22 protein-coding genes and 1 pseudogene are annotated in these 20349 nt (G+C 73.2%); 14 read left to right on the plus strand and 9 right to left on the minus strand.

The window, feature by feature from the left end; genetic code table 11:
• Positions 1–434, minus strand: a pseudogene (locus GUY61_RS16650) (S9 family peptidase); the annotation flags it as partial.
• 198 nt (positions 435–632) lie between these two features.
• Between GUY61_RS16650 and GUY61_RS16655 the strand changes: the two are divergent.
• Positions 633–827, plus strand: coding sequence for a hypothetical protein (locus tag GUY61_RS16655; RefSeq protein ID WP_166630962.1), 195 nt, complete (start codon positions 633–635; stop codon positions 825–827).
• A 28-nt stretch (positions 828–855) separates the two neighbouring features.
• On the opposite strand, the gene GUY61_RS41550 is transcribed toward GUY61_RS16655, so the two are convergent.
• The gene (locus GUY61_RS41550) at positions 856–2019 is read right to left on the minus strand and encodes a PP2C family protein-serine/threonine phosphatase (RefSeq protein ID WP_166630963.1); all 1164 of its coding nucleotides are present in this window, start codon (positions 2017–2019) and stop codon (positions 856–858) included.
• A gap of 127 nt (positions 2020–2146) precedes the next feature.
• Between GUY61_RS41550 and mshB the strand changes: the two genes are divergently transcribed.
• The 4 genes from mshB (at position 2147) to GUY61_RS16675 (ending at position 5787) form a co-directional block, all read left to right on the plus strand.
• Complete coding sequence (gene mshB / locus GUY61_RS16665) at positions 2147–3103, plus strand: N-acetyl-1-D-myo-inositol-2-amino-2-deoxy-alpha-D-glucopyranoside deacetylase (RefSeq protein WP_166630964.1); 957 nt, start codon at positions 2147–2149, stop codon at positions 3101–3103.
• Positions 3100–3459 (plus strand): DUF6113 family protein, encoded by a 360-nt coding sequence (locus GUY61_RS16670; RefSeq protein WP_166630965.1) that lies wholly within the window; start codon positions 3100–3102, stop codon positions 3457–3459. The genes mshB and GUY61_RS16670 overlap by 4 nt, the downstream gene beginning before the upstream one ends.
• 118 nt (positions 3460–3577) lie before the next feature.
• Complete coding sequence (locus tag GUY61_RS41190) at positions 3578–3712, plus strand: hypothetical protein (RefSeq protein WP_279576811.1); 135 nt, start codon at positions 3578–3580, stop codon at positions 3710–3712.
• Complete coding sequence (locus GUY61_RS16675; protein WP_166630966.1) at positions 3709–5787, plus strand: hypothetical protein; 2079 nt, start codon at positions 3709–3711, stop codon at positions 5785–5787. Before GUY61_RS41190 ends, GUY61_RS16675 begins: the two co-directional genes overlap by 4 nt.
• 186 nt (positions 5788–5973) lie before the next feature.
• On the opposite strand, the gene GUY61_RS16680 is transcribed toward GUY61_RS16675, so the two are convergent.
• Together GUY61_RS16680 and GUY61_RS16685 are read right to left on the minus strand one after the other, a co-directional pair.
• Positions 5974–6816: a transglutaminase-like domain-containing protein gene (locus GUY61_RS16680; protein WP_166630967.1), complete on the minus strand. Its 843-nt coding sequence runs from the start codon at positions 6814–6816 to the stop codon at positions 5974–5976.
• A 43-nt stretch (positions 6817–6859) separates the two neighbouring features.
• Positions 6860–7948, minus strand: coding sequence for a GNAT family N-acetyltransferase (locus GUY61_RS16685; RefSeq protein ID WP_208106088.1), 1089 nt, complete (start codon positions 7946–7948; stop codon positions 6860–6862).
• Positions 7949–8061: 113 nt separating this feature from the next.
• On the opposite strand from GUY61_RS16685, the gene fdxA reads away from it, so the two are divergent.
• Both fdxA and dapC read left to right on the plus strand, forming a co-directional pair.
• Positions 8062–8379 (plus strand): ferredoxin, encoded by a 318-nt coding sequence (fdxA, locus tag GUY61_RS16690; protein ID WP_004926152.1) that lies wholly within the window; start codon positions 8062–8064, stop codon positions 8377–8379.
• A gap of 144 nt (positions 8380–8523) precedes the next feature.
• Complete coding sequence (gene dapC, locus GUY61_RS16695) at positions 8524–9618, plus strand: succinyldiaminopimelate transaminase (RefSeq protein ID WP_166630980.1); 1095 nt, start codon at positions 8524–8526, stop codon at positions 9616–9618.
• A gap of 185 nt (positions 9619–9803) precedes the next feature.
• Here the strand turns inward: dapC and GUY61_RS16700 are convergent, their stop codons facing one another.
• Both GUY61_RS16700 and GUY61_RS16705 read right to left on the minus strand, forming a co-directional pair.
• Positions 9804–10241, minus strand: a complete 438-nt coding sequence (locus GUY61_RS16700) for an ATP-binding protein (RefSeq protein ID WP_166630969.1) — start codon at positions 10239–10241, stop codon at positions 9804–9806.
• 329 nt (positions 10242–10570) lie between these two features.
• Entirely contained in the window at positions 10571–11623 is a 1053-nt protein-coding gene (locus tag GUY61_RS16705; protein WP_313896704.1) for a heavy metal transporter, read from the minus strand.
• 158 nt (positions 11624–11781) lie between these two features.
• On the opposite strand from GUY61_RS16705, the gene dapE reads away from it, so the two are divergent.
• Together dapE and GUY61_RS16715 are read left to right on the plus strand one after the other, a co-directional pair.
• Positions 11782–12861, plus strand: a complete 1080-nt coding sequence (gene dapE, locus GUY61_RS16710) for a succinyl-diaminopimelate desuccinylase (RefSeq protein ID WP_166630971.1) — start codon at positions 11782–11784, stop codon at positions 12859–12861.
• An 80-nt stretch (positions 12862–12941) separates the two neighbouring features.
• Positions 12942–13691, plus strand: coding sequence for a TIGR00730 family Rossman fold protein (locus GUY61_RS16715; RefSeq protein ID WP_166630972.1), 750 nt, complete (start codon positions 12942–12944; stop codon positions 13689–13691).
• Between the two features lie 19 nt (positions 13692–13710).
• On the opposite strand, the gene folP is transcribed toward GUY61_RS16715, so the two are convergent.
• Positions 13711–14577 (minus strand): dihydropteroate synthase, encoded by an 867-nt coding sequence (gene folP, locus GUY61_RS16720; RefSeq protein WP_166630973.1) that lies wholly within the window; start codon positions 14575–14577, stop codon positions 13711–13713.
• Positions 14578–14690: 113 nt separating this feature from the next.
• On the opposite strand from folP, the gene GUY61_RS16725 reads away from it, so the two are divergent.
• Positions 14691–15071 (plus strand): DivIVA domain-containing protein, encoded by a 381-nt coding sequence (locus GUY61_RS16725; protein WP_166630974.1) that lies wholly within the window; start codon positions 14691–14693, stop codon positions 15069–15071.
• Positions 15068–15670, plus strand: coding sequence for a DNA-3-methyladenine glycosylase I (locus GUY61_RS16730; protein WP_166630975.1), 603 nt, complete (start codon positions 15068–15070; stop codon positions 15668–15670). The genes GUY61_RS16725 and GUY61_RS16730 overlap by 4 nt, the downstream gene beginning before the upstream one ends.
• 27 nt (positions 15671–15697) lie before the next feature.
• On the opposite strand, the gene GUY61_RS16735 is transcribed toward GUY61_RS16730, so the two are convergent.
• Positions 15698–16486: an enoyl-CoA hydratase/isomerase family protein gene (locus GUY61_RS16735; protein ID WP_166630976.1), complete on the minus strand. Its 789-nt coding sequence runs from the start codon at positions 16484–16486 to the stop codon at positions 15698–15700.
• Positions 16487–16820: 334 nt separating this feature from the next.
• Here GUY61_RS16735 and GUY61_RS16740 point away from each other — a divergent pair, with 334 nt between their 5' ends.
• On the plus strand, positions 16821–16988 hold the full coding sequence (locus tag GUY61_RS16740) for a DUF3117 domain-containing protein (protein ID WP_208106089.1): 168 nt from the start codon (positions 16821–16823) through the stop codon (positions 16986–16988).
• Positions 16989–17195: 207 nt separating this feature from the next.
• On the opposite strand, the gene GUY61_RS16745 is transcribed toward GUY61_RS16740, so the two are convergent.
• Positions 17196–17861 (minus strand): O-methyltransferase, encoded by a 666-nt coding sequence (locus tag GUY61_RS16745; protein WP_166630977.1) that lies wholly within the window; start codon positions 17859–17861, stop codon positions 17196–17198.
• Between the two features lie 163 nt (positions 17862–18024).
• Here GUY61_RS16745 and sigE point away from each other — a divergent pair, with 163 nt between their 5' ends.
• Both sigE and GUY61_RS16755 read left to right on the plus strand, forming a co-directional pair.
• Positions 18025–18798: an RNA polymerase sigma factor SigE gene (gene sigE / locus GUY61_RS16750; protein ID WP_166630978.1), complete on the plus strand. Its 774-nt coding sequence runs from the start codon at positions 18025–18027 to the stop codon at positions 18796–18798.
• Positions 18795–19688: a zf-HC2 domain-containing protein gene (locus tag GUY61_RS16755; protein ID WP_166630979.1), complete on the plus strand. Its 894-nt coding sequence runs from the start codon at positions 18795–18797 to the stop codon at positions 19686–19688. Before sigE ends, GUY61_RS16755 begins: the two co-directional genes overlap by 4 nt.
• Positions 19689–20349: the final 661 nt, after the last annotated feature.

Consider the following 20349-nt stretch of genomic DNA (forward strand, 5'->3'; position numbering starts at 1 on the left):
TCGCGTACGTCGCCGGGGGCGCCCTGCGGGTCGAGCACGGGGGCGGGCACGGGCAGTTCGACGGTCGTACCAGCCCTCAGCTCCGCCACGAACAGGCGCCCCGACAGGGCGAAGGCCGCCAGCTCGACGGCCCCGTCGACGGCGTACGCGACCACACCGGCGGAGCCCTCCCGGCTGCGCTCCCTGCGCGCGCGCTCCTGCGCCGACAACCGCTCCTGTGCGCCACCGAGCAGTACCGCCGGATCGGCGACGACCCGTTCCCCGCCCCCCAGGTCAAGTGCCCACAGCACATTGGCGCGATCGGTGCCCGACCGGGAACGCAGGAATACCACGCGCCCGCCGTCGGGCGAGACGGTGAAGGCACGGGGCGCGCCGAGAGTGAAGCGCTGGGTTCTGGCGTGCTGCCGGGGAAAGGAGAGTCGTCCGAGGGTCATGGACCGAGCGTAGGCGTGTGAGAGTGATCACGCCGTCCTGATCCGGCTGCTCATGCGCCCCTCGTGCTGCCGTGCACCGATACATGCGTAGCCGCGGAAAGTTATGATCTACAGCGCCCAGTGGGTATGAACTCTCTGGCACATGCGCGGCGCATGTACATGAAGGCCCGAACTGCTCAGATGTGGAGGTGAACCGCCGTGGCGCTCTCGATTTCGGCGGTGGTGCTGCTGGCGATCATCGTCTTCATCCTGATCAGGAAGTCAGGGCTGAACGCAGGTCACGCCGTGGTCTGCATGCTGCTGGGCTTCTACCTCGCCAGCTCCTCGATCGCGCCCACCATCAGCGAACTGACCACCAATGTCGCCGGCATGATCGGCGGCATCAAGTTCTGACGGCCCTTCGCGGGACGGCAGTCGGGTCTCACGCGGGGCCGGCCGTGGTTCTTCTCCGGAGCACCAGCACGGCCCTGTCATCCGTGGCGCTGCCCCGGGTGTGCTCCTCGAGTTCGCGGCGCAGCGTCGTCGTGACTTCGAGGGGGCGGACATCCCTCCAGGCGCCGACGCGCTCCTCCAGTGGATAGAAGGCGCCTTCGGGGTCGCGGGCCTCGGTCACGCCGTCCGTGCACAGCAGGAGCGTGGCCCCCTCGGGGAAGTCGAACCACTCGACGGTGCGCGGCTCCTGCGTAAGCGGGCCGAGTCCCAGCGGGACGCCCGGCTCCCGCCGCAGTACCGGCCCGGTGCGCCCGTCGTGCAGCAGATACGGCGGCACGTGGCCGCAGTTGACCGCCTGCGCCTCGGACCCCGGCCCGACCCCCAGCACGAGCGCGGTGACGAAGCGCTCGCGGTCCCCGACCTGCGCGGCGAACGAGTTGTGCCACAGCACCGCCTGCTCCAGACGGTCGACGATCGAGGTGAGCGTGGGTTCCGCGAGGGCGGACTCCCGGAAGGCGCTCAGCACCGCGTAGGCCGCGCCGATGGCGGCGAGCCCCTTGCCCTGGACGTCGCCGATGAAGACCCGGCTCCCGTAGGGCGAGTCCACGACCTCGTAGATGTCGCCGCCGACCCGGCTGTCCTCCTCCACCGGCTCGTACAGGCCGTGGACGACCAGCTGACCGGTCATCAGGGGAAAGGGGCGCAGGATCTGGCGCTGCAGGGCGGCCGCCGCGGAGCGCAGCCGGGCGATCTCGCGCTCCCGGTGGATGCGCTGCTCGGCCCGCAGGACGCTGATGCCGTTGAACAGGATCGCGAACACGATCACGGAAAGCGTGTCGCCGATCGAGTCCAGCGGACTGTAGACCAGCGAGCCCGCGACGACGAGGGTCACCCACACGGAGGCGGCCAGGGTCTGCCGGGCGCTCCCCCAGCCGGCGAGAAGCGCGGGAAGGACGACGAGGAAGGGGGACAGTCCCGGCACCCGCTCGATGACGATGCCGGTGACCGTCAGGGCGAGCGTGACTCCGGCCAGTCCCAGCAGCACGAAGCGCCAGGAGACCGAGACGGGCTGACCACCCCCGCCGCCGTGCCGGTTCGCGGCGGGGTCCGGTGCGGCGGGGTCAGGTCGGGCGGGGTCCTTCGAGTCGTGCACGTTTTCGCTCCCGTACTCCGCGCCGCCCCGGAGGCGGCCGGACCGGCATCGACCCCACGACTGTCTCGCATGCGTGCGTGATAAGCGACGACCCGAGGTGCGTCGGGCACCGGATTAGGCTGTCCCCATGACGGATCTTCCCGCCGCCGAGCCTGCTGCCGAGCCCGCCACGGGCCTGCCGGCCCGTCGTCTGCTGCTGGTGCACGCGCACCCCGACGACGAGTCGATCAACAATGGCGCGACCATGGCCAGGTACGCCGCCGAGGGCGCCCGGGTCACGCTGGTGACCTGCACGCTCGGTGAGGAGGGTGAGATCATCCCGCCCTCGCTCGCGCACCTCGCGGCGGACCGGGAGGACCGGCTCGGTCCGTATCGCGCGGGTGAACTCGCCGCCGCCATGAAGGAACTCGGAGTCGGCGACCACCGTTTCCTCGGCGGCGCGGGCCGGTTCCGCGACTCCGGGATGATGGGCGCCCCTCAGAACCGCCGCCCCGGTGCCTTCTGGAGCACCGGGACGGACGAGGCCGCGCCGTACCTGGTCGAGGTGATCCGGGAGACCCGGCCGCAGGTGATGGTGACGTACGACCCCCACGGCGGGTACGGACACCCCGACCACATCCAGGCCCACCGCGTCGCCATGCGCGCCGCCGAACTGGCCGCCGATCCCGCCCACCGGAGTGACCTCGGGGCTCCCTGGGCGGTGCGCAAGATCTACTGGAACTGCGTGCCCCGTTCCGTCGCGGAGGAGGCCTTCGCCCGGCTCCGCGGCGACGGTACGGGCTTCCCGGGCATCGCGGAACTCGAGGACGTACCGGGCGTCGTGGACGATGCGGACGTCACCGCGGAGATCGACGGTACTCGGTACGCGGCGGCCAAAACGGCCGCGATGCGTGCGCATGCGACACAGATCGCCGTGGACGGGCCGTTCTTCGCACTATCGAACGACCTTGCCCAACCCGTCTTCACCACCGAGTACTACCGTCTGGTCCAGGGTGAAGCAGGCGGCGCCCTCCGCGGCACGGACCGCGGTGGGGTTCCGGCCGGCTCGCGTGAGACCGACCTGTTCGCAGGGGTGACAGAGTGAAGACATTGGCCTACGGGCTCCTCGCCGTCCTCGGGGCGGCCGTCGGAGTCGCCGGGACACTGGTACAAGCGGCCTGGTTCCCGGGCGGGTTGGTGCTCGCGCTGCTCGCCCTCGCCGGGCTCGGTTACGGCGGTACGACGGCGACCGGGACCCGTGTCGGGGCGGCCGTCCCCGCGGGTGCCTGGCTGCTCGCCGTGATGGTGATGACGTCGTCCAGACCGGAGGGCGACTATCTGTTCGGCGCGGGACTGGGCTCGTACGCCTACCTGTTGGGCGGGATGATCGTGGCTGTGATGTGCGCCACGATGCCGCGGTTGCGGCAACCCGGCGCGCCTCCTGTCCGACTTGGCAGGTGAAGGACCTCTTGCCCCGGTACGGTGCCGCGGCCTGTGGCGACGCGGCGGCGCACGGTGTCCGGGCCGGATCGTGTCCCGGAGGGTGGGCTTCGTGAAGGTCTCGGGGCCGGGAGGTGCCGTGGCCAGTAAGGTGGGGCGGACCGCCGAGCGCCCCGGGCCGCCACGGCAGGGTGACACACCCCTCGCCTCCGGCCTGCGGGACCCGAACGAGGTCGAATCGGGCGGCGGAGCTGACTGGGAGAACCTGCTTTGAGTCGTGAAACTGACAGTTCGTCCGCCGGGCCGCAGGGGCGCGGCGGAGCCGCCGCGTACCCCTCGGGCACCCCGCCGTACGGCACCCGCCAGTATCCGTCGCTGCATCCCACGCCCACGCAGGACGACGACGGCACCGCCGGCGGCGCGGAGGGGAAGCGGGCGGAGAAGGGCGCCGGCGGTGGCGCTCAGGACGAGCCCAGGACCGAGACCACGCTGACCACGCGCATCCGGATCAACATCCCGGGCTCGCGGCCGATACCGCCCGTCGTGATGCGTACGCCGGTGAGCGACGCGGACAAGGCAACGATGGCCGCGGCGAAGGAAGGCCCGGCGGCGGGAGGGCAGGGCGGCGGCCAGAGCGCCGGCCGGAGCGGTGGCGGGGAGGCCGAGGCCCCGGCGCCCGAGGAACCGGCGGCGCAGGCGCCCGAGCCGGCCGGGGAGAAGGAGAAGACGAGCGACTGGTTCGCGCCGCGCAAGGCGCCGGCCACCGGTGGTGGCAGCAGCAAGACACAGACGACGGCGATGCCCTCCGTGGGCGGACTGCCCGTGAGGCCCAAGGCCACCGGCCCGGGAGCAGCAGGTCCGGGAGCAGCAGGTCCGGGAGGAGCGGCAGGCCCGGGAGGACCCGGCGCCGGCGCTCCCGGCCTCCCCGCGCGGCCCGGACAGCCCGGTGGGCAGCCCGGTGGCGCGGGAGCCTCCGCCGGACCCGTGGGAGCGCGCGGCCCGGCCGGGCCCGGTGACCCCGGCACCCGGATTCCGCGGCAGGGGCAGGGCCAGGCGCCGGCCCAGGGCGGCAGCGGCATGCCGATGGACGCGTCCGCCTTCCCGCACGACGGCCGGAACCCCGGCCCGCAGGCCGGCATGCCCCGCATCGGCGACGACGACACCGCCGTGCTCACTCCGCAGCCCGTGGTGCCGGGCGGCCGCCCGCCGGGCCCCGGCATGGGTGCAGGCGGACCGGGAGTGCCCGGTGGCCCCGGCGACCGCGTCTCCGGCGAGACCTTGGTCAGCGGCATCCCCGTGGTGCCGCCGGGCGGCGGAGTTCCGGGCGGAACGCAGTTCCCGCCGGCCGGCAGGCCGGCGCCGGGCGCCGAGCCCGCCTCCTCCTCCAGCGCCCCCCCGAAGAAGAAGGGCCGCTCCAAGGCCGTCCTCCTGGCGGCCGGGGTGATCGGCATAGCCGGTGTCGCCTACGGCGCCGGGCTGGTGCTCAACCACTCCGACGTCGCCAAGGGCACCACGGTGCTCGGTGTGGACATCGGCGGCTCCACCAAGGAGGTGGCGGCGCAGAAGCTCGACCGGGTTCTCGGCGGCCGTGCCATCGCGGCGCTCAAGCTGTCCGTCAACGGCAGGACCGTCGAACTCGACCCCCAGAAGGCCGGGCTCACCCTGGACACCACGGAGACCGTGCGCCGGGCCGCGGGCACCGACTACAACCCGGTGTCGGTGATCGGCTCGCTCTTCGGGCAGGCACGGGTGGTGCAGCCCGTCATGCCGGTCGACGAGGAGAAGCTGCGGGTCACCCTGGAGGAACTGACCGGCGGCTCGGGCTCGGTGACCGAGGGCACCATCAAGTTCGAGCCGGGCCGGGCCGTTCCGGTGTACGGCAGGGCGGGCAAGGCCGTCGACGCCGAGAAGGCGGCGGACCTGGTCACCGACGCGTACCGCACCATGGTCGAGACCGGCCGGCCCACCACGGTCCAGATGCCCGTCACGACCAAGGAGCCGGCCATCGGCAAGGCCGAGGTCGACCGGATGATGAAGGAGTTCGCCAAGCCCGCCATGTCCGGGCTGGTCAACATCCAGACGGACCCGGCGCACAGCATCCCCTTCGGCCCCGAGCTGTCGCTGCCGAAGATCCTGGGCGTCAAGGCCGTGGACGGCCGGCTCGAGGAGACGTACGACCTCAAGGCGCTCCAGGAGCTGTACGGGACGACCTTCGACGGCGTGCAGATCGAGAGCGCGACCGGGAAGCGGGCCGTGCTGCCGCAGGACGTCGCCGCGGCGCTGCGGAAGGCGCTGCGCGGCAGGACGGCAGCCGAGCGAACCGCCGTCATCGACACCACCCCGAACTGACCCGTACCCACCGGAGCCGAGCCCCCGCGCCCCACGGCCGGGGGCTCGCCCGTGGCCGCCGTCGTTGCGGCACTCGTCCCGGCGCAGGCACCGCCCGCCCGGCCGGTGGGCCGGCTGTGGTGCGGGCGGGCCGCCCCGCGAGAGCAGGGCCCGGGTGCCGGAACGCCGAGGCGCCCTCCGGCGGTCTCAGTTGAGCATCGCGCGGGCCGCGCGGGCCTGTTCCCGGACGCGAGGGGCCGTCGAGGGGTCCACCGCGGCGAGCAGCTCGGCGTACTCCTCGAGTTCCGCCGCGCCCTGGAGAAACGCGCCGCGCCGCACCAGCAGCACCGCGTGTTCGTAGCGCAGGCGGGCCGGGTGCGAGGGCAGCAGCAGCGCGAGTTCGACGGCCCACAGCTGTACGTCGCTGCGCTCCGGGCGGGCCGCCGCCCAGGCGCGGATGTTGCCCAGGATGCGCTGCACGATCGCGAGGGGCTCCGCCGGTGTCAGCGTCGACGGGTCGAGCGGGCTGCCCGTGGCCCCGACGACCAGGAGTTCGGCATCCGCGCGGGTGAGCAGCCGGCCGCCGTCGAAGGGGTCGGCCAGGACCAGCGAGGAGGGGTCGCCGAAGCCCACCACGAAGTGCCCGGGCAGGGCGACCCCCCACACCGGCGCGCCCGCCCTGCGGGCGACCTCCACCCACACCACGGACAGCAGGATCGGCAGCCCCCGGCGGCGCCGCAGCACGACGTGGAGCAGGGAGGAGTCCAGCCTGCGGTAGTCGGCGGGGAAGCCGCGGAAGCCGCAGCGCCCGCCGAGCACCTCCGCAAGGGCCGCCGCCCAGGCGGCCGGCCCGCCGGGGCGGAACGGCACCATCCCCGCCAGCCGGTCCAGCTCGATCTGGGCCGCGTCCATCCCGGCCTCGTCGAGCGCGGCATCGGCCTCCGCGCCGATCAGCAGGCACAGCAGCGAGAGGTCGGGCCGCTCGGAACGGGCCTCCTCGGCGAATCTGCGTCGCCGTTCGGCCGCCGGACCGGAGGATTGGGGATGCATACGAGCTTCGTACCCGTTCGGTGGGTCTTGTCAGTGAGTCTCGTCAGCGGCTTTCACCGGCGATGTCTTCGCGGGGTACACCGCCCGGGGCACGGAAGTGGTGGTAGCTGTGATGGGTGGTGAAGCCGAGCCGGTCGTAGAGGGCGCGGGCCGCCTCGTTGTCGGTCTCCACCTGGAGCCAGGCCGCCGAGGCCCCCTCGTCCAGCGCGCGCCCGGCGAGCGCCGCCATGACGGCGCTCGCCAGACCCCGCCTGCGGTGCTCGGGGCCCACCTCCACCGCCATGAATCCGGCCCAGCGGCCGTCGACGACACACCGCCCGACGGCCGCCGGAGTCCGCGACACGCCCGGGACCGTCGCGAACCACACCGAGGGGCCGCCTTCCAGGACGCGCCGGACGACCGGGTCGGGCCTGCCGACGCGCTGATAGCGCAGCAGCCAGTCCTCGTCGACGGTCCGGGACAGGACAACCCGGGAGGTGCCCGTGCCGAGGTCGGCGACCGGGGCGAGCGCGGCGATCCGCAGCTCGGCGGTGACCTCTCTGTCCCAGCCCCGGTCGGCGAGCTCCGCCGCCAGCCGCTCCTGCGTGCCCTCGGCGCCCGTGGAGACCTGCACGTACGGCGGAAGGCCCCGGTCCTCGTACCACCGCCGGACCCGCGCCAGCGCCTCGTCCAGCGGCATTCCCGGCTCGCCGAGGGGCAGTACGGAATTGGCGCGCCGGGTGAACCCCACCGGCCGTCCCGAGCCCCGGGCCACCGCCGCCCGAAGCGCCCACTCGCCGAGCCGCTCGTTCTCCACGGCCGGCCAGCCCCGCGAGGTCACCCGCGCGAGCTCGGCCGCGCTCGCCGAGGGGCCCCTGCGCCGCGCCGGGGCAGCGGGCACCACCTTGCCCGCCACCAGCCGGGATTCCGCGATCCGGACGGTCTCGCCGTCCCGTCGTGTGATACGCAGCACACCCGAGTCCCATGATGTGAGAACCCCGACCGTGTCGGTGAACTTCTCCGGCCCGTCACCGCTCTGCGTCAACCGTCTGACAGACACGCGTTTGCCCACGTCAGAGGGCGAAATGCGCACCTCGAGCCGTGCCCTGGCGGTGAATTCCACAGCTAGGTCCGCCCCTCCTGTTCGGATCATGCCCCGGAACGGAGATACTAGGTGCGGGCATCGACGCCGCGCTCCCGCGCGCCACGTGCGGCGGAGCCTTATCGGACAGGCCCGCCAGCGCCCTATCGAGGAGGAACGACAGCGTGACCTACGTCATCGCGCAGCCTTGTGTAGACGTCAAGGACAAGGCGTGCATCGAGGAGTGCCCGGTCGACTGCATCTACGAGGGCCAGCGGTCCTTGTACATCCACCCGGACGAATGCGTCGACTGCGGGGCCTGTGAGCCGGTCTGCCCGGTGGAAGCCATCTTCTACGAGGACGACACCCCGGAGGAGTGGAAGGACTACTACAAGGCGAACGTCGAGTTCTTCGACGAGCTCGGCTCGCCCGGTGGTGCTTCGAAGCTGGGTCTGATCGAGCGTGACCACCCCTTCATCGCCGCACTTCCGCCGCAGGCCTGATCCGACGACGGTCGTGCCGCCCCGGTCCCGTACGGCTTGCCCGCCGTGCGGGACCGCGGCGTTTCGCCCGTGAGGGCCCGTACGAGAAAGTTGATTCCCGTGTCTTCCGCGTCCTTCGAGTCCGCTGCGTCCTCCGCCGCTGCGGTGTCCTCCGTCTCCTCCCGGCTGCCCGTCTTCCCCTGGGACAGGCTGGAGCCGTACAAGGCGACGGCGGCGGCCCACCCGGACGGCATCGTCGACCTGTCCGTGGGCACGCCCGTCGACCCGGTGCCGGAGCTGATCAGGAAGGCCCTCGTGGCGGCTGCCGACAGCCCGGGCTATCCGACGGTGTGGGGCACGGCCGAGCTGCGGGACGCGATCACCGGCTGGACGGCCCGGCGGCTCGGCGCGCGGGGCGTCGAGCACCGCAATGTGCTGCCGGTCGTCGGCTCGAAGGAACTGGTGGCCTGGCTGCCGACGCAGCTGGGGCTGGGCGAGGGCGACGTGGTCGCGTACCCGCGGCTCGCCTACCCGACGTACGAGGTCGGGGCGCGGCTGTCCCGGGCCACCCCCGTCGCGTACGACGATCCGACCGGGCTGGACCCGGCGGGGCTGAGGCTGCTGTGGCTCAACTCGCCGTCCAACCCGACCGGCAGGGTCCTCGCCAAGGAGGAGCTGATCCGGATCGTGGCCTGGGCCCGCGAGCACGGCGTCCTCGTGTTCAGCGACGAGTGCTACCTGGAACTGGGCTGGGAGGCCGACCCGGTCTCCGTCCTGCACCCCGACGTGTGCGGCGGCTCGTTCGACGGTCTGGTCGCCGTCCACTCGCTGTCCAAGCGGTCCAACCTGGCCGGCTACCGTGCCGCGTTCCTCGCCGGTGACGCGGCCGTCCTCGGCGAGCTGCTGCAGATCCGCAAGCACGGCGGCATGATGACGCCGGCGCCCGTACAGGCCGCCACCGTCGCCGCCCTGGGGGACGACGCCCATGCGGCCGAGCAGCGGGCCCGGTACCAGGCCCGCCGCACCGCGCTGCGCGCGGCGCTGGAGAGCGCGGGCTTCCGCATCGAGCACAGCGAGGCCGGCCTCTACCTCTGGGCCACCCGCGACGAGCCCTGCTGGGACACGGTGGCGGCGCTGGCGGAGCGCGGCGTGCTCGTCGCCCCCGGGGACTTCTACGGCCCCGCCGGCGAGCGTTTCGTACGGGTCGCCTTCACCGCGACCGACGAACGGGTCGAGGCCGCGGTCAAGCGGCTGGCCTGAGCCGCGGGCGGTCCGAGCCGACGGCTCGGACCGCGGTCGGGCGGCCGGTCCGGGCCTCGGCGGGGCCCGGTGCCCACTCATCCGTACGTGAAGGGGGCCCGGGGAGTGCGACCAGTGCGCACTTCCCGGGCCCCCTTCGCGTGCCGCCGTAGCACCACACCACACCGGCCGGACGGCCGGACGGGTCAGCCCAGGGGCAGGCTCTGGACCGGGAGCGTGCCGCTGGGCACGCCCTGGGTGGGCAGACCGCCCAGCTTGCCGGCCGGCAGGCCGCCGCCGGTGACGGACCCGGCCGCCCCGCCCAGGACGCCGGTGGCCTTGCCCGTGGTCCCGCCGGTCGTCTTCTCCGCCACGGGGCCGGCCTTGTCGGTGGTCCTGTCGACGACCTTGCCACCCTGCTGCAGAGCCGTGCCGCCCGCGTCGCTCACGAGGCCGGCGGCCTGGTCGGCAGTGCCGTCGGCGGCGCCGCCGTCCGGTGCGTTCAGCCCGCCCAGACCGGGGGTCGCCGCCGGGAGGCCGGTGGCGGCGTTCGCGGAGCCGGCGGCCGCTCCGACCACACCGGCCGCTCCCGCTGCGGTGAGCAGCGCGGCACGGGCGATCCGACGAGTGAGGGGGAGGGACATGTTGCTCCTTCGACGCGAGAGAACGATCTCTTCATCTGCTATCGGCTGTTCTTCGTCCGGAGGGCGGACGCACTGACAACCGAGCGGAGCGGACGGGAGGTGCGGTGGGCCGAGGTAAAGAGTTGGTCACGCATCGTATTGTCCGTTGTGGATAAAAGCGGGCAAACGATGTGCGCCACGGCCGTCCCGCACCTGGCTGATGCCTCGTCACATCCCTTTGCGCCTGCGGCTTTCCCACTTCCGGCGAGCCGGTGGCCGCGGTGGCCGGGGGCGCCCGCGGCGGGACACGGGTCCGCTCCGGCACCAACCCCGCCGGGTGACCGTCCGTACTACTGCGCGGTGACGATGCGGACCGTGTCCGGAACGGCCGCGCCCTCCGCGGAGGAGTCGCCGTCATCGCCGTTCCCGTCCCCGGTGCTCGTCCAGCCGTCCCGCGAGTCGGCGACCCGCCACACCCGGCCCGCGTACGAGACCTCTTCCAGCCGCAGTTCCGAGGCGTGCGCCACGGCCCAGTGCGCCAGCTCCCAGCCGCGCCGCCGCGCCCGGTCGCCGTCACCGCTTCCGTCCGCGTCCCCGGACGAGCCCGCGGCCTCGCCAGAGCCCGCGGCCGCGACCCCGTCAGGCTCCGTGTCTCCGGCCGTGTCGCGGACCGTGGGGCGCACCGGCACCCGCACCACGCCCCCGCCGCTGCCGGCCGCGCCCGCGACGCTCTCTCCGGCCTCGCCGATCTTCGGCAGCACCTCGGCGCCGAACTCCTTGACGAGTCTGGCGCGCACCACCGCCGGGTCGCCGGCCTGTGTGGTCACCCGGGCCGTGCAGTTCAGGGTGCCCGGCGCACGCCCGGTCAGGGCCGCGGCCAGCAGCTCGGCGTCCGGCTCGTGCTTGGCGTACGCGTCCGGGAAACCGCTGCGCTGCACGCGCTGCGCGGCGACCGTCAGCGGCAGCCGGGTGTAGTCGGGGACCTTGGCGAGGTGGTCGTAGAACGCCCCCGCCGAGTAGACCGGGTCCATGATCTGCCGCGCGGTGCCCCATCCCTGGGAGGGGCGCTGCTGGAAGAGCCCCAGCGAGTCCCGGTCGCCGTGGGAGATGTTGCGCAGCGCGGATTCCTGCAGGGCGGTGGCCAGAGCGATGGCGACGGCGCGCTCGGGCATGCCGCGGCTGGAGCCGACGGCCTCGATCGTCGCCGCGTTGCCGGCCTGCTCGGGATCGAGCTCGAAGGCCGCCCCGTCTCCCTGCGCGGAGGTGACCGTGCACTTCGGGATGCCGGGGACACCGCTCTCGTACTGCGTCAGCAGATAGCCCGCGAGCACCAGGAGCGTGCCGAGGGCCACCGTGAGGCGGAGGAGGCGGCGGCGCCAGGAGGTGGTGGAGGGCTGATGCACGCCCAACACGGTACCGGGGCCGCGCAAGCCCCCTGAGTACCCTCGGAAGGACCCCCGAGGCGGCCGGGAGGCGCTCCCGGCCGCCTCCGCCCGGCAGGCCCGGGGAGTCCTCCGGAGGTGCCTCGGAGGCCGCACCGGGCGGCGGTAGGGTCGCGGGTATGGAGCATCCCGCACTCGACCTGTCCCTGGACGCAGCCACCCTCACCGCCCGGCTCGTCGACATCCCCTCGGTCAGCGGTGGGGAGAAGGTTCTCGCCGACGCCATCGAGACGGCCCTGCGCGGACTGCCGCACCTCACCGTCGACCGGTACGGCAACAACGTCGTGGCCCGTACCGGCCTGGGGCGCGCGGAGCGGGTCGTCCTCGCGGGACACATCGACACGGTTCCCATCGCGGACAACGTGCCGTCCCGGCTGGACGAGGACGGCATCCTGTGGGGCTGCGGCACCTGCGACATGAAGTCCGGGGTCGCCGTGCAGCTGCGGCTCGCCGCGACGGTGCCCGCGCCCAACCGCGATCTCACCTTCGTCTTCTACGACAACGAAGAGGTCGCCGCGCACCTCAACGGTCTCGGGCACGTGGCAGCCGCCCATCCCGACTGGCTGGAGGGCGACTTCGCCGTCCTCCTCGAACCCTCGGACGCCCAGGTCGAGGGCGGCTGCCAGGGCACCCTCAGGGTGCTGCTGCGCACCCGGGGCGAGCGCGCGCACTCCGCGCGCGGCTGGATGGGGTCCAACGCGATCCACGCCGCGGCCCCGATCCTCGCCCGCCTGGCCTCCTACGAGCCCCGCCGCGTGGTGATCGACGGCCTCGAGTACCGCGAGGGCCTCAACGCCGTGGGCATCGAGGGCGGCGTGGCCACCAACGTCATCCCCGACGAGTGCACCGTCACGGTCAACTTCCGTTACGCGCCGGACCGCGGGGAGGAGGAGGCGATCGCCCACGTCCGCGAGGTGTTCTCGGACTGCGGGGTGAGCGAGTTCGTCGTCGACGACCACTCCGGCGGAGCCCTGCCCGGGCTCTCCCACCCGGCCGCCGCCGCCTTCATGGAGGCCGTCGGCGGCGTGGCCCGGCCCAAGTTCGGCTGGACCGACGTCTCGCGCTTCAGCTCCCTCGGCGTCCCCGCCGTCAACTACGGCCCCGGCGCCCCGCTGCTCGCGCACAAGAGGGACGAAAGGGTCCTCGCCACCTTGATCAACCACTGCGAGGAACGCCTTCGCACCTGGCTGACCACCTGAATTCCCCTTCGCTCCACCGGCTGTAACACACGGCGACCTACGCTGAGCCGTGTACAAGCACACAGCGGAGGGAGCACACCATGGGGAACCCCCAGGGAGAGCGCCGGCCCGAGGAGCAGCGGCTCGGGCCGGTACTGCGTCGAAGGGGCCAGGTGCAGCACAGCACCACCGATCAGCGGCTGCTCGACTCCGTAGGGCCCACCGAGTGGGTCCACACCGATCCGTGGCGTGTGATGCGGATCCAGTCCGAGTTCGTGGAGGGCTTCGGCACGCTCGCCGAACTCCCGCGCGCCATCAGCGTCTTCGGCTCCGCCCGTACGACGAGGGACTCTGCGGAGTACGAGGCCGGCGTGCGGCTCGGACGGGGCCTGGCCGAGGCCGGGTTCGCGGTCATCACGGGCGGCGGCCCCGGTGCCATGGAGGCCGCCAACAGGGGCGCCTGCGAGGCCGGCGGCATCTCCGTGGGGCTCGGCATCGAGCTGCCCTTCGAGCAGGGCCTCAACCCGTACGTCGACATCGGCCTGAACTTCCGTTACTTCTTCGTCCGGAAGATGATGTTCGTGAAGTACGCGCGGGGCTTCGTGGTGCTCCCCGGCGGGCTCGGCACCCTGGACGAACTCTTCGAGGCCCTCACCCTGGTCCAGACCCAGAAGGTCACACGCTTCCCGATCGTGCTGTTCGGCACCAAGTACTGGCAGGGACTCGTCTCGTGGCTCGGCGACACCCTGATCGCCGAGGGCAAGGCCGCCGCGCACGACATGGAGCTCTTCCACATCACGGACGAGGTCGAGGAGGCGGTCGCCCTCGTCTCCGAGGAGACCGGCGTCTGAACGACGGCCGCAGGACCGGCTACGCCAGTCCCCGGCGGGCGACCGCCGGGGGCCGGTGACCGGCGATGGAGGAGACCATCTCCAGGACCTGCCGGGTCTCGGCCACCTCGTGGACGCGGTAGACCCGCGCGCCCAGCCACGCCGAGACCGCCGTCGTCGCCAGCGTCCCCAGCAGCCGGTCCCTGACCTGCCGGTCCAGCGTCTCGCCGACGAAGTCCTTGTTGGACAGGGAGACCAGCACCGGCCAGCCCGTGTCCACCATCTCGCCCAGCCGGCGCGTGGCCTCCAGCGAGTGACGGGTGTTCTTGCCGAAGTCGTGCCCGGGGTCGATGAGGATGCCGTCCCCGCGCACCCCGACCGCGAGGGCACGCTCGGCCAGGCCCAGGGTGACCCGCAGGACGTCCGCCATGACGTCGTCGTACGTCACCCGGTGCGGCCTCGTCCGGGGCTCGGAGCCCCCTGCGTGGGTGCACACCAGACCGGCTCCGTACCGCGCGGCGACCTCGGCCAGCTTCGGGTCGACCCCGCCCCAGGCGTCGTTCAGCAGATCCGCGCCGGCCTCGCAGACGGCCTCGCCGACCTCGTGCCGCCAGGTGTCCACACTGATCACCACGTCGGGGAAGCGCCTGCGCACCTCGGCGACGAATCCGACCGTGCGGCGCGCCTCCTCCTCGGCCGTCACCTCCTCGCCGGGACCGGCCTTGACCCCGCCGATGTCGATGATGGCGGCGCCCTCCGAGACCGCCTCCTCCACGCGGGCCAGCGCCGGCTCGTCGAGGAAGGTCGCGCCCCGGTCGTAGAAGGAGTCCGGGGTCCGGTTCACGATCGCCATGATCACCGGCTCATGGGCCTCGAACTCCCGTCGGCCCAGCCGCAGCTTCGGCATCCCGTGTTTCCTCCTCGCGTCGTCCGCCTGCGACCTTAACCGCTCGGTCGCCGGGCCCGCATGGCACGATCGTGGGCGAACAGCATCGTGCGCGCAGCCCCGGGGAGATCGACGTGTTCCTTTTCTTGCTCATCGCGCTGGTCGTGGTCGTCGCCGCGGTCACGCTCGCGGTGGTCGGCGGGGGTGAAGGCGGCCCTCTCGCCGAGACCTCCCCGGACCGGGTCGTCGACCCGCTGCCGGCGGCCCGCGCGGTCTCCCGCGAGGACGTGGAGTCGCTGCGGCTGCCCGTGGCCGTGCGCGGCTACCGGATGGCCGAGGTCGACGACGTGCTGAACCGCCTCGGCGCGGAGCTCGCCGAACGCGACGACAGGATCGCCCGGCTGGAGGCGGAGCTCGCCGGGGCAGGTCGGGCCGGGACCGCGCCCGCCACCCGGCCCGACCTGCTGAAGCCGTACGGCCCGGCGGAGCCCCGCGACGAGGAGCCGGGCCGATGAGCGCGGCGGGCGGCTCCCTGCCGGGTCCGGACGGCAGGCTGCGCTGCGGCTGGGGACTGTCCGCCGAGGACTACGTCGCCTACCACGACGAGGAGTGGGGCCGGCCGGTCCGCGGCGACGACGCGCTCTTCGAGCGGATGTGCCTGGAGGCCTTCCAGTCCGGGCTCTCCTGGATCACGATCCTGCGACGGAGGGAGGGCTTCCGCAGGGCGTTCGCCGGCTTCAGGATCGCGGAGGTCGCCGCCTACACCGACGAGGACACCGAGCGGCTGCTCGCCGACACCGGCATCATCCGCAATCGCGCCAAGATCGAGGCGACCGTGGCCAACGCCAGGACCGCCGCCGGACTGGCGCCCGGCGAGCTGGACGCCCTGATCTGGTCGTACGCCCCCGACCCCGCAGGGCGTCCCGTTCCTCTCACGCTCGCCGACGTCCCCGCCGTGACCCCGGAGTCCACGGCCCTGGCCAAGGCCCTCAAGAAGCGCGGTTTCCGCTTCGTCGGCCCCACCACGGCGTACGCCCTGATGCAGGCCTGCGGTCTGGTCGACGACCACCTGGCGGACTGCTTCGCGCGCGGCTCGGCGGTGGTTGCCTCCTGAGTCCCGGGCGGGGCCCGGGCACAGCGCTCAGCGGCCCAGGTACTCGGGCTTCTCCTTCCTCAGGAAGGCGTCCACCGCGATCCTGTGGTCCTCCGAGGCCCCTGCCAGGGTCTGGAGTTCGTCCTCCTTGTCCAGGGTCTCCGAGAGCGTGTGGGACGCGGCGAAGGCGAGCGAGGCCTTGATCGCGGCGTAGGCGGCGGTCGGGCCCCCGGCGAGCGCGCGTGCGGTCCGCCCGGCCTCCGCGGCCAGTTCGGCGGCGGGAACGAGCTTGTTGGCGATCCCCAGTTCGTACGCGTCCTGGGCGGACACATTGCGCGGGAAGAGCAGCAGGTCGGCGGCTCGGCTCGGCCCGATCACCCGGGGCAGCGTCCAGGAGACTCCCGAGTCTGCGGTCAGCGCGACCCCGGCGAAGGAGGTGTTGAACGCGGCGGTGTCGGCGACCACGCGGTAGTCGGCGGCGAGCGCCAGTCCGAAGCCCGCGCCGGCCGCGACGCCGTTGACCCCGGCGACCACGGGCTTGGGCATCTGGGTGATGGCCCGGACGATCGGGTTGTAGTGCTCGCGCACCGTGCTCATGACCTGGTCCGAGCCCTCGGCGAGCAGCCCGACGTGCTCCTTGAGGTCCTGCCCGACGCAGAAGGCCCGCCCGGTCGCGGTCAGCAGCACCGCCCGCACCGCCGAGTCGTCGGCGGCCAGCCGCAGCGCGTCGCGCAGGGCGACCTTGGTCTCGATGCTCAGCGCGTTCATGGCGTCGGGGCGGTTCAGGGTGACCGTCGCCAGTCCGTCGGTCACCTCGTAGAGCACGGTGTCTGCCATGTGGGTCGTCCCCTCGGTGTTCAGAAGTCGTCACCGGACAGCATGACGGAGATCATCGGGGACGCCAGGGGACGGCGCATGTGAGCTGCGTCAAAGAATCCGGGGCGGAGGAAATCCGCCCGGCATCGCCCGCGAAGGGCGAAGTATCGCAGCCACATCCCCGAATTGAGTGGTTTTGCGCGAGTGCGTTGCGCAAGGGATGCGGACCGATGTTGGTCATGAGGTGCCGCGATGCGGGATAATGGCCAAGAAGCAATGTGTTCGATGCCGGTGTCCGGCGCCTGCTATGGGGCCGTCGGCAGACGATGAGCTGGTTTCAGGAAGGGGAACGAGCATGGCGGCCATGAAGCCGCGGACGGGCGACGGCCCGCTCGAGGTGACCAAGGAGGGGCGGGGCATCGTCATGCGCGTTCCGCTCGAAGGCGGCGGTCGGCTTGTCGTCGAGCTGACTCCGCAAGAGGCTGAGGAACTGGGCGAAGCCCTGAAGAAGGTCGTCGTCTGAGCGCATAAGCGATCAATCGTTCCGCTGCCCCGGCGCTGGACGCGTACCCCCACGGGTACGCGTCCACCGCCGGGGCAGCGGCGTCGTGCGGGCACTGTGGTCATGGCGCGCGGTCTCCGAGTGCCCTTCGCGGGCCGCTCGCCTGCCCTTCACCGGCGTCCGCGGGGCGTGCGTGGAGCGTCCGCGGGCGTCCCGCGGGGCCGAGGCTCAGCCGCGCCTGACCGCGCAGAGGAGGCCGTCGCCCACCGGGAGCAGCGCGGGCAGCAGCTCCCGGCTCTCCCGGACCGCCCGCAGCAGCTCGCGCAGCCGCAGCACCTCGGCGGGCTGCGCCGCGGACTCGACGGTACGTCCGTCGGCGAACACACCCTCGAAGCAGACGACGCCCCCCGGCCGCAACAGGCGCAACGATTCGGCGAGGTAGTCCAGGCACTCCAGGCGGTCGCCGTCGCAGAAGACGAGGTCGTAACCGCCGTCCGCGAGCCGGGGCAGGACCTCGAGGGCGTGGCCGGGGATGAAGCGCGCGCGGTTGGCCGCGAAGCCGGCGTCGCGGAAGGCCTGCCGGGCCAGCTGCTGGAGCTCGGGATCGGGATCGACCGTGGTCAGCACGCCGTCCGGCCGCATGCCCTGGAGCAGGTGGATGCCGGAGACGCCGGTGCCCGTACCGATTTCGGCCACGGCCTTGGCGTCCGCCGTTGCCGCGAGCAGCCGCAGCGCGGCGCCGGTGCCGGGCGAGACGGAACGCAGTCCCGCCTCGCGGGCCCGGTCCCGTGCCCAGCGCAGCACATCGTCCTCGGCGACAAACGCGTCGGCGAACGCCCAGCTCGTCTGCCGGTTGCCCGTAATGGCCCTCTCCTGTCCCCGTAGTTGACGCACCCGTGACTGTATCCGTTGGCCCCGGGAACCCGCAGATGGGACCAGCCGTTGAGAGGGGAGGGAGGACAGCGGGGATCCGGCGGGGGAGCAGATGAATCAGGACAAGGTGTGCGCACCAAATGCGCGTAATTCTTCTTATCCGGAGCTAACGGGCGAGGTGGCTATGGTAGGGGCTCCACTGGACACCACCAGAGCCGACAGGGGAGGTGCGGCTGCGGCCGGTGACCGGGGAGTGCTGAGGCGCTTTCGCAGGTCAGCGGGCGAGCCGAAATCCGTGACCGACAACGCTGACCAGTCCCGCGCCGCCGACTCCGCGACCACCGCGACCTTCACCGCCACCGCGTCGTTCGCGGAAGACGCGTGGACCCCTCCGTCCTGGGAGGAGATCGTCAGCGCCCACAGCGCCCGGGTCTACCGCCTGGCCTACCGGCTCACGGGCAACCAGCACGACGCCGAGGACCTCACGCAGGAGGTCTTCGTCCGTGTCTTCCGCTCCCTGTCGACCTACACGCCGGGCACCTTCGAGGGCTGGCTGCACCGCATCACGACGAACCTGTTCCTCGACATGGTGCGCCGCCGCCAGCGGATCCGGTTCGACGCGCTCGGTGACGACGCGGCGGAGCGGCTGCCCAGCCGCGAGCCCTCCCCGCAGCAGGCCTTCCACGACACCCATTTCGACGCCGACGTGCAGCAGGCGCTGGACACCCTCGCGCCGGAGTTCCGCGCGGCCGTCGTCCTCTGCGACATCGAGGGCCTGTCGTACGAGGAGATCGCCGCGACGCTGGGTGTCAAGCTCGGGACGGTCCGCAGCCGGATCCACCGTGGGCGCTCCCACCTGCGCAAGGCCCTGCAGCACCGTTCGCCCGAGGCACGCGCGGAACAGCGCTCGCTCGCCGGGGTGAGTCAGGCGGCCGCGAGAGAGGACGGGTCGGCGTGAGCGCGTCCGGCAACCCGTCACCCGCGGAACAGCACCTGGGCGACCGACTGGCCGCGCTGGTGGACGGAGAGCTCGAGCACGACGCCCGCGAACGGGTCCTCGCACACCTGGCGACCTGCTGGCGCTGCAAGGCGGAGGCCGACGCACAGCGCCGACTGAAGAGCGTCTTCGCCCAGACCGCGCCCCCGCCGCCCTCCGAGGGGCTGCTCGCGCGCCTCCAGGGTCTTCCCGGGCTGCCCGGGGGTGATGGCGACCCCGGAAGAGGGGGCGGGGACAGACGCGGCTTCGGTGACGCCGTCTTCGGAATGACGCCCGAAGGGTTCGGTTACGTCCCGTCGGGACCAGCCGCCTCCGTGCTTCCCGGCGGTGACCGGGAGCACGGATTCCGGATCCATGACGTCGGTGCGGCGGAGCGGTCCGCCTCGCGCGGGCGGAGGTTCGCCTTCGCCGCGGCCGGCGCCGTCTCGCTCGCGGCGATCGCCCTCGGCGGTGCGCTGCCGCTCAACGCCGCCGTCGACTCCAACTCCCGCGGCGGCGAGAACCCCGGGTCCAAGGTGACCCCGCGCAGCTCTGTGGCCCCGCGGACCGGAGTGACGGGCGACCAGTCCCGTCGCCGCGGCAGTGGCCTCAGCAGTGTCTTCGCCGCGTCGGGCGACCTGCCGGACGCCGGGGCGACGACCACCACCGCCGCCGCGACCGCCCCGCCCCTGGGCGGCCTGTCGCACCCCTTCGCCACACCGATGCCGACCGGGCTGACCGGCGCGCCGCTGATCCTCACCGCGGTGGCCGAGGAGACCGGCCCCCGCCCCACGTCCGGTCAGCCCGCCCAGGGCCCGACCCGGCCGGCCGCATCCGCGACCCCGGACACTCCGGTCTCCTCCATGCGTTGACCCTCCGGGCCCTGCGCGGGCCCGGCCGGACCTGATTGAATCCCTGGGGCGCCACCCCCTCCGCGCCGCGGGCACACGGGGGGTGGAACGCGTGACGTCGAGGTGGCACGCTCTCGGGACAGCACCGTGAGCCGGCTGTGGGGAGAACATGGACGAGGTCAAGTCCACCGGACCGAAGCCGAAGTGGTGGAGCCGGCCGAGGCCGGCCGGCGGTCACCCCGCGCCGTCGGCGCCGCGGACCGAGCCCCAGCCGCACACCGCCGCGGTCCCCTCGCCCGGCGGCCCGCCGGCCACCGCGGCCGGGCACGCCCGCCCGGCGGCCACGGACGCCGGCGGATCCGGTGCCGCCGCCCCGGGAACGGCTCCTGCGGCCGCACCGGCGGCCCCGGACCGCGAGGAAGCGCTCCCGGCCCCGCGGCGGCCGGACGCCTCTTCGGACGTCCCTGCGTCCGCCGCGCACGGCGGCGCCGGCGGCCCCGGCACCGGTGAGGCCGCACCGGCTCCCCGGGCGGCGGCGGGCGCCGGCCCGTCGGGGCTCACCGAGCCGCGGGAGGTGACGCGTCCCGGGACGGCACCGGCACCGTCGCCCGGGGAAGGCGGACCCTCCGCACCTCAGGAGACCACGGAGACCACCGGCCCCGACCCCACGCGACCCCTGCAC

Source organism: Streptomyces sp. GC420, assembly GCF_009916105.1.
In the GTDB taxonomy this organism is placed as follows: Bacteria; Actinomycetota; Actinomycetes; order Streptomycetales; family Streptomycetaceae; genus Streptomyces.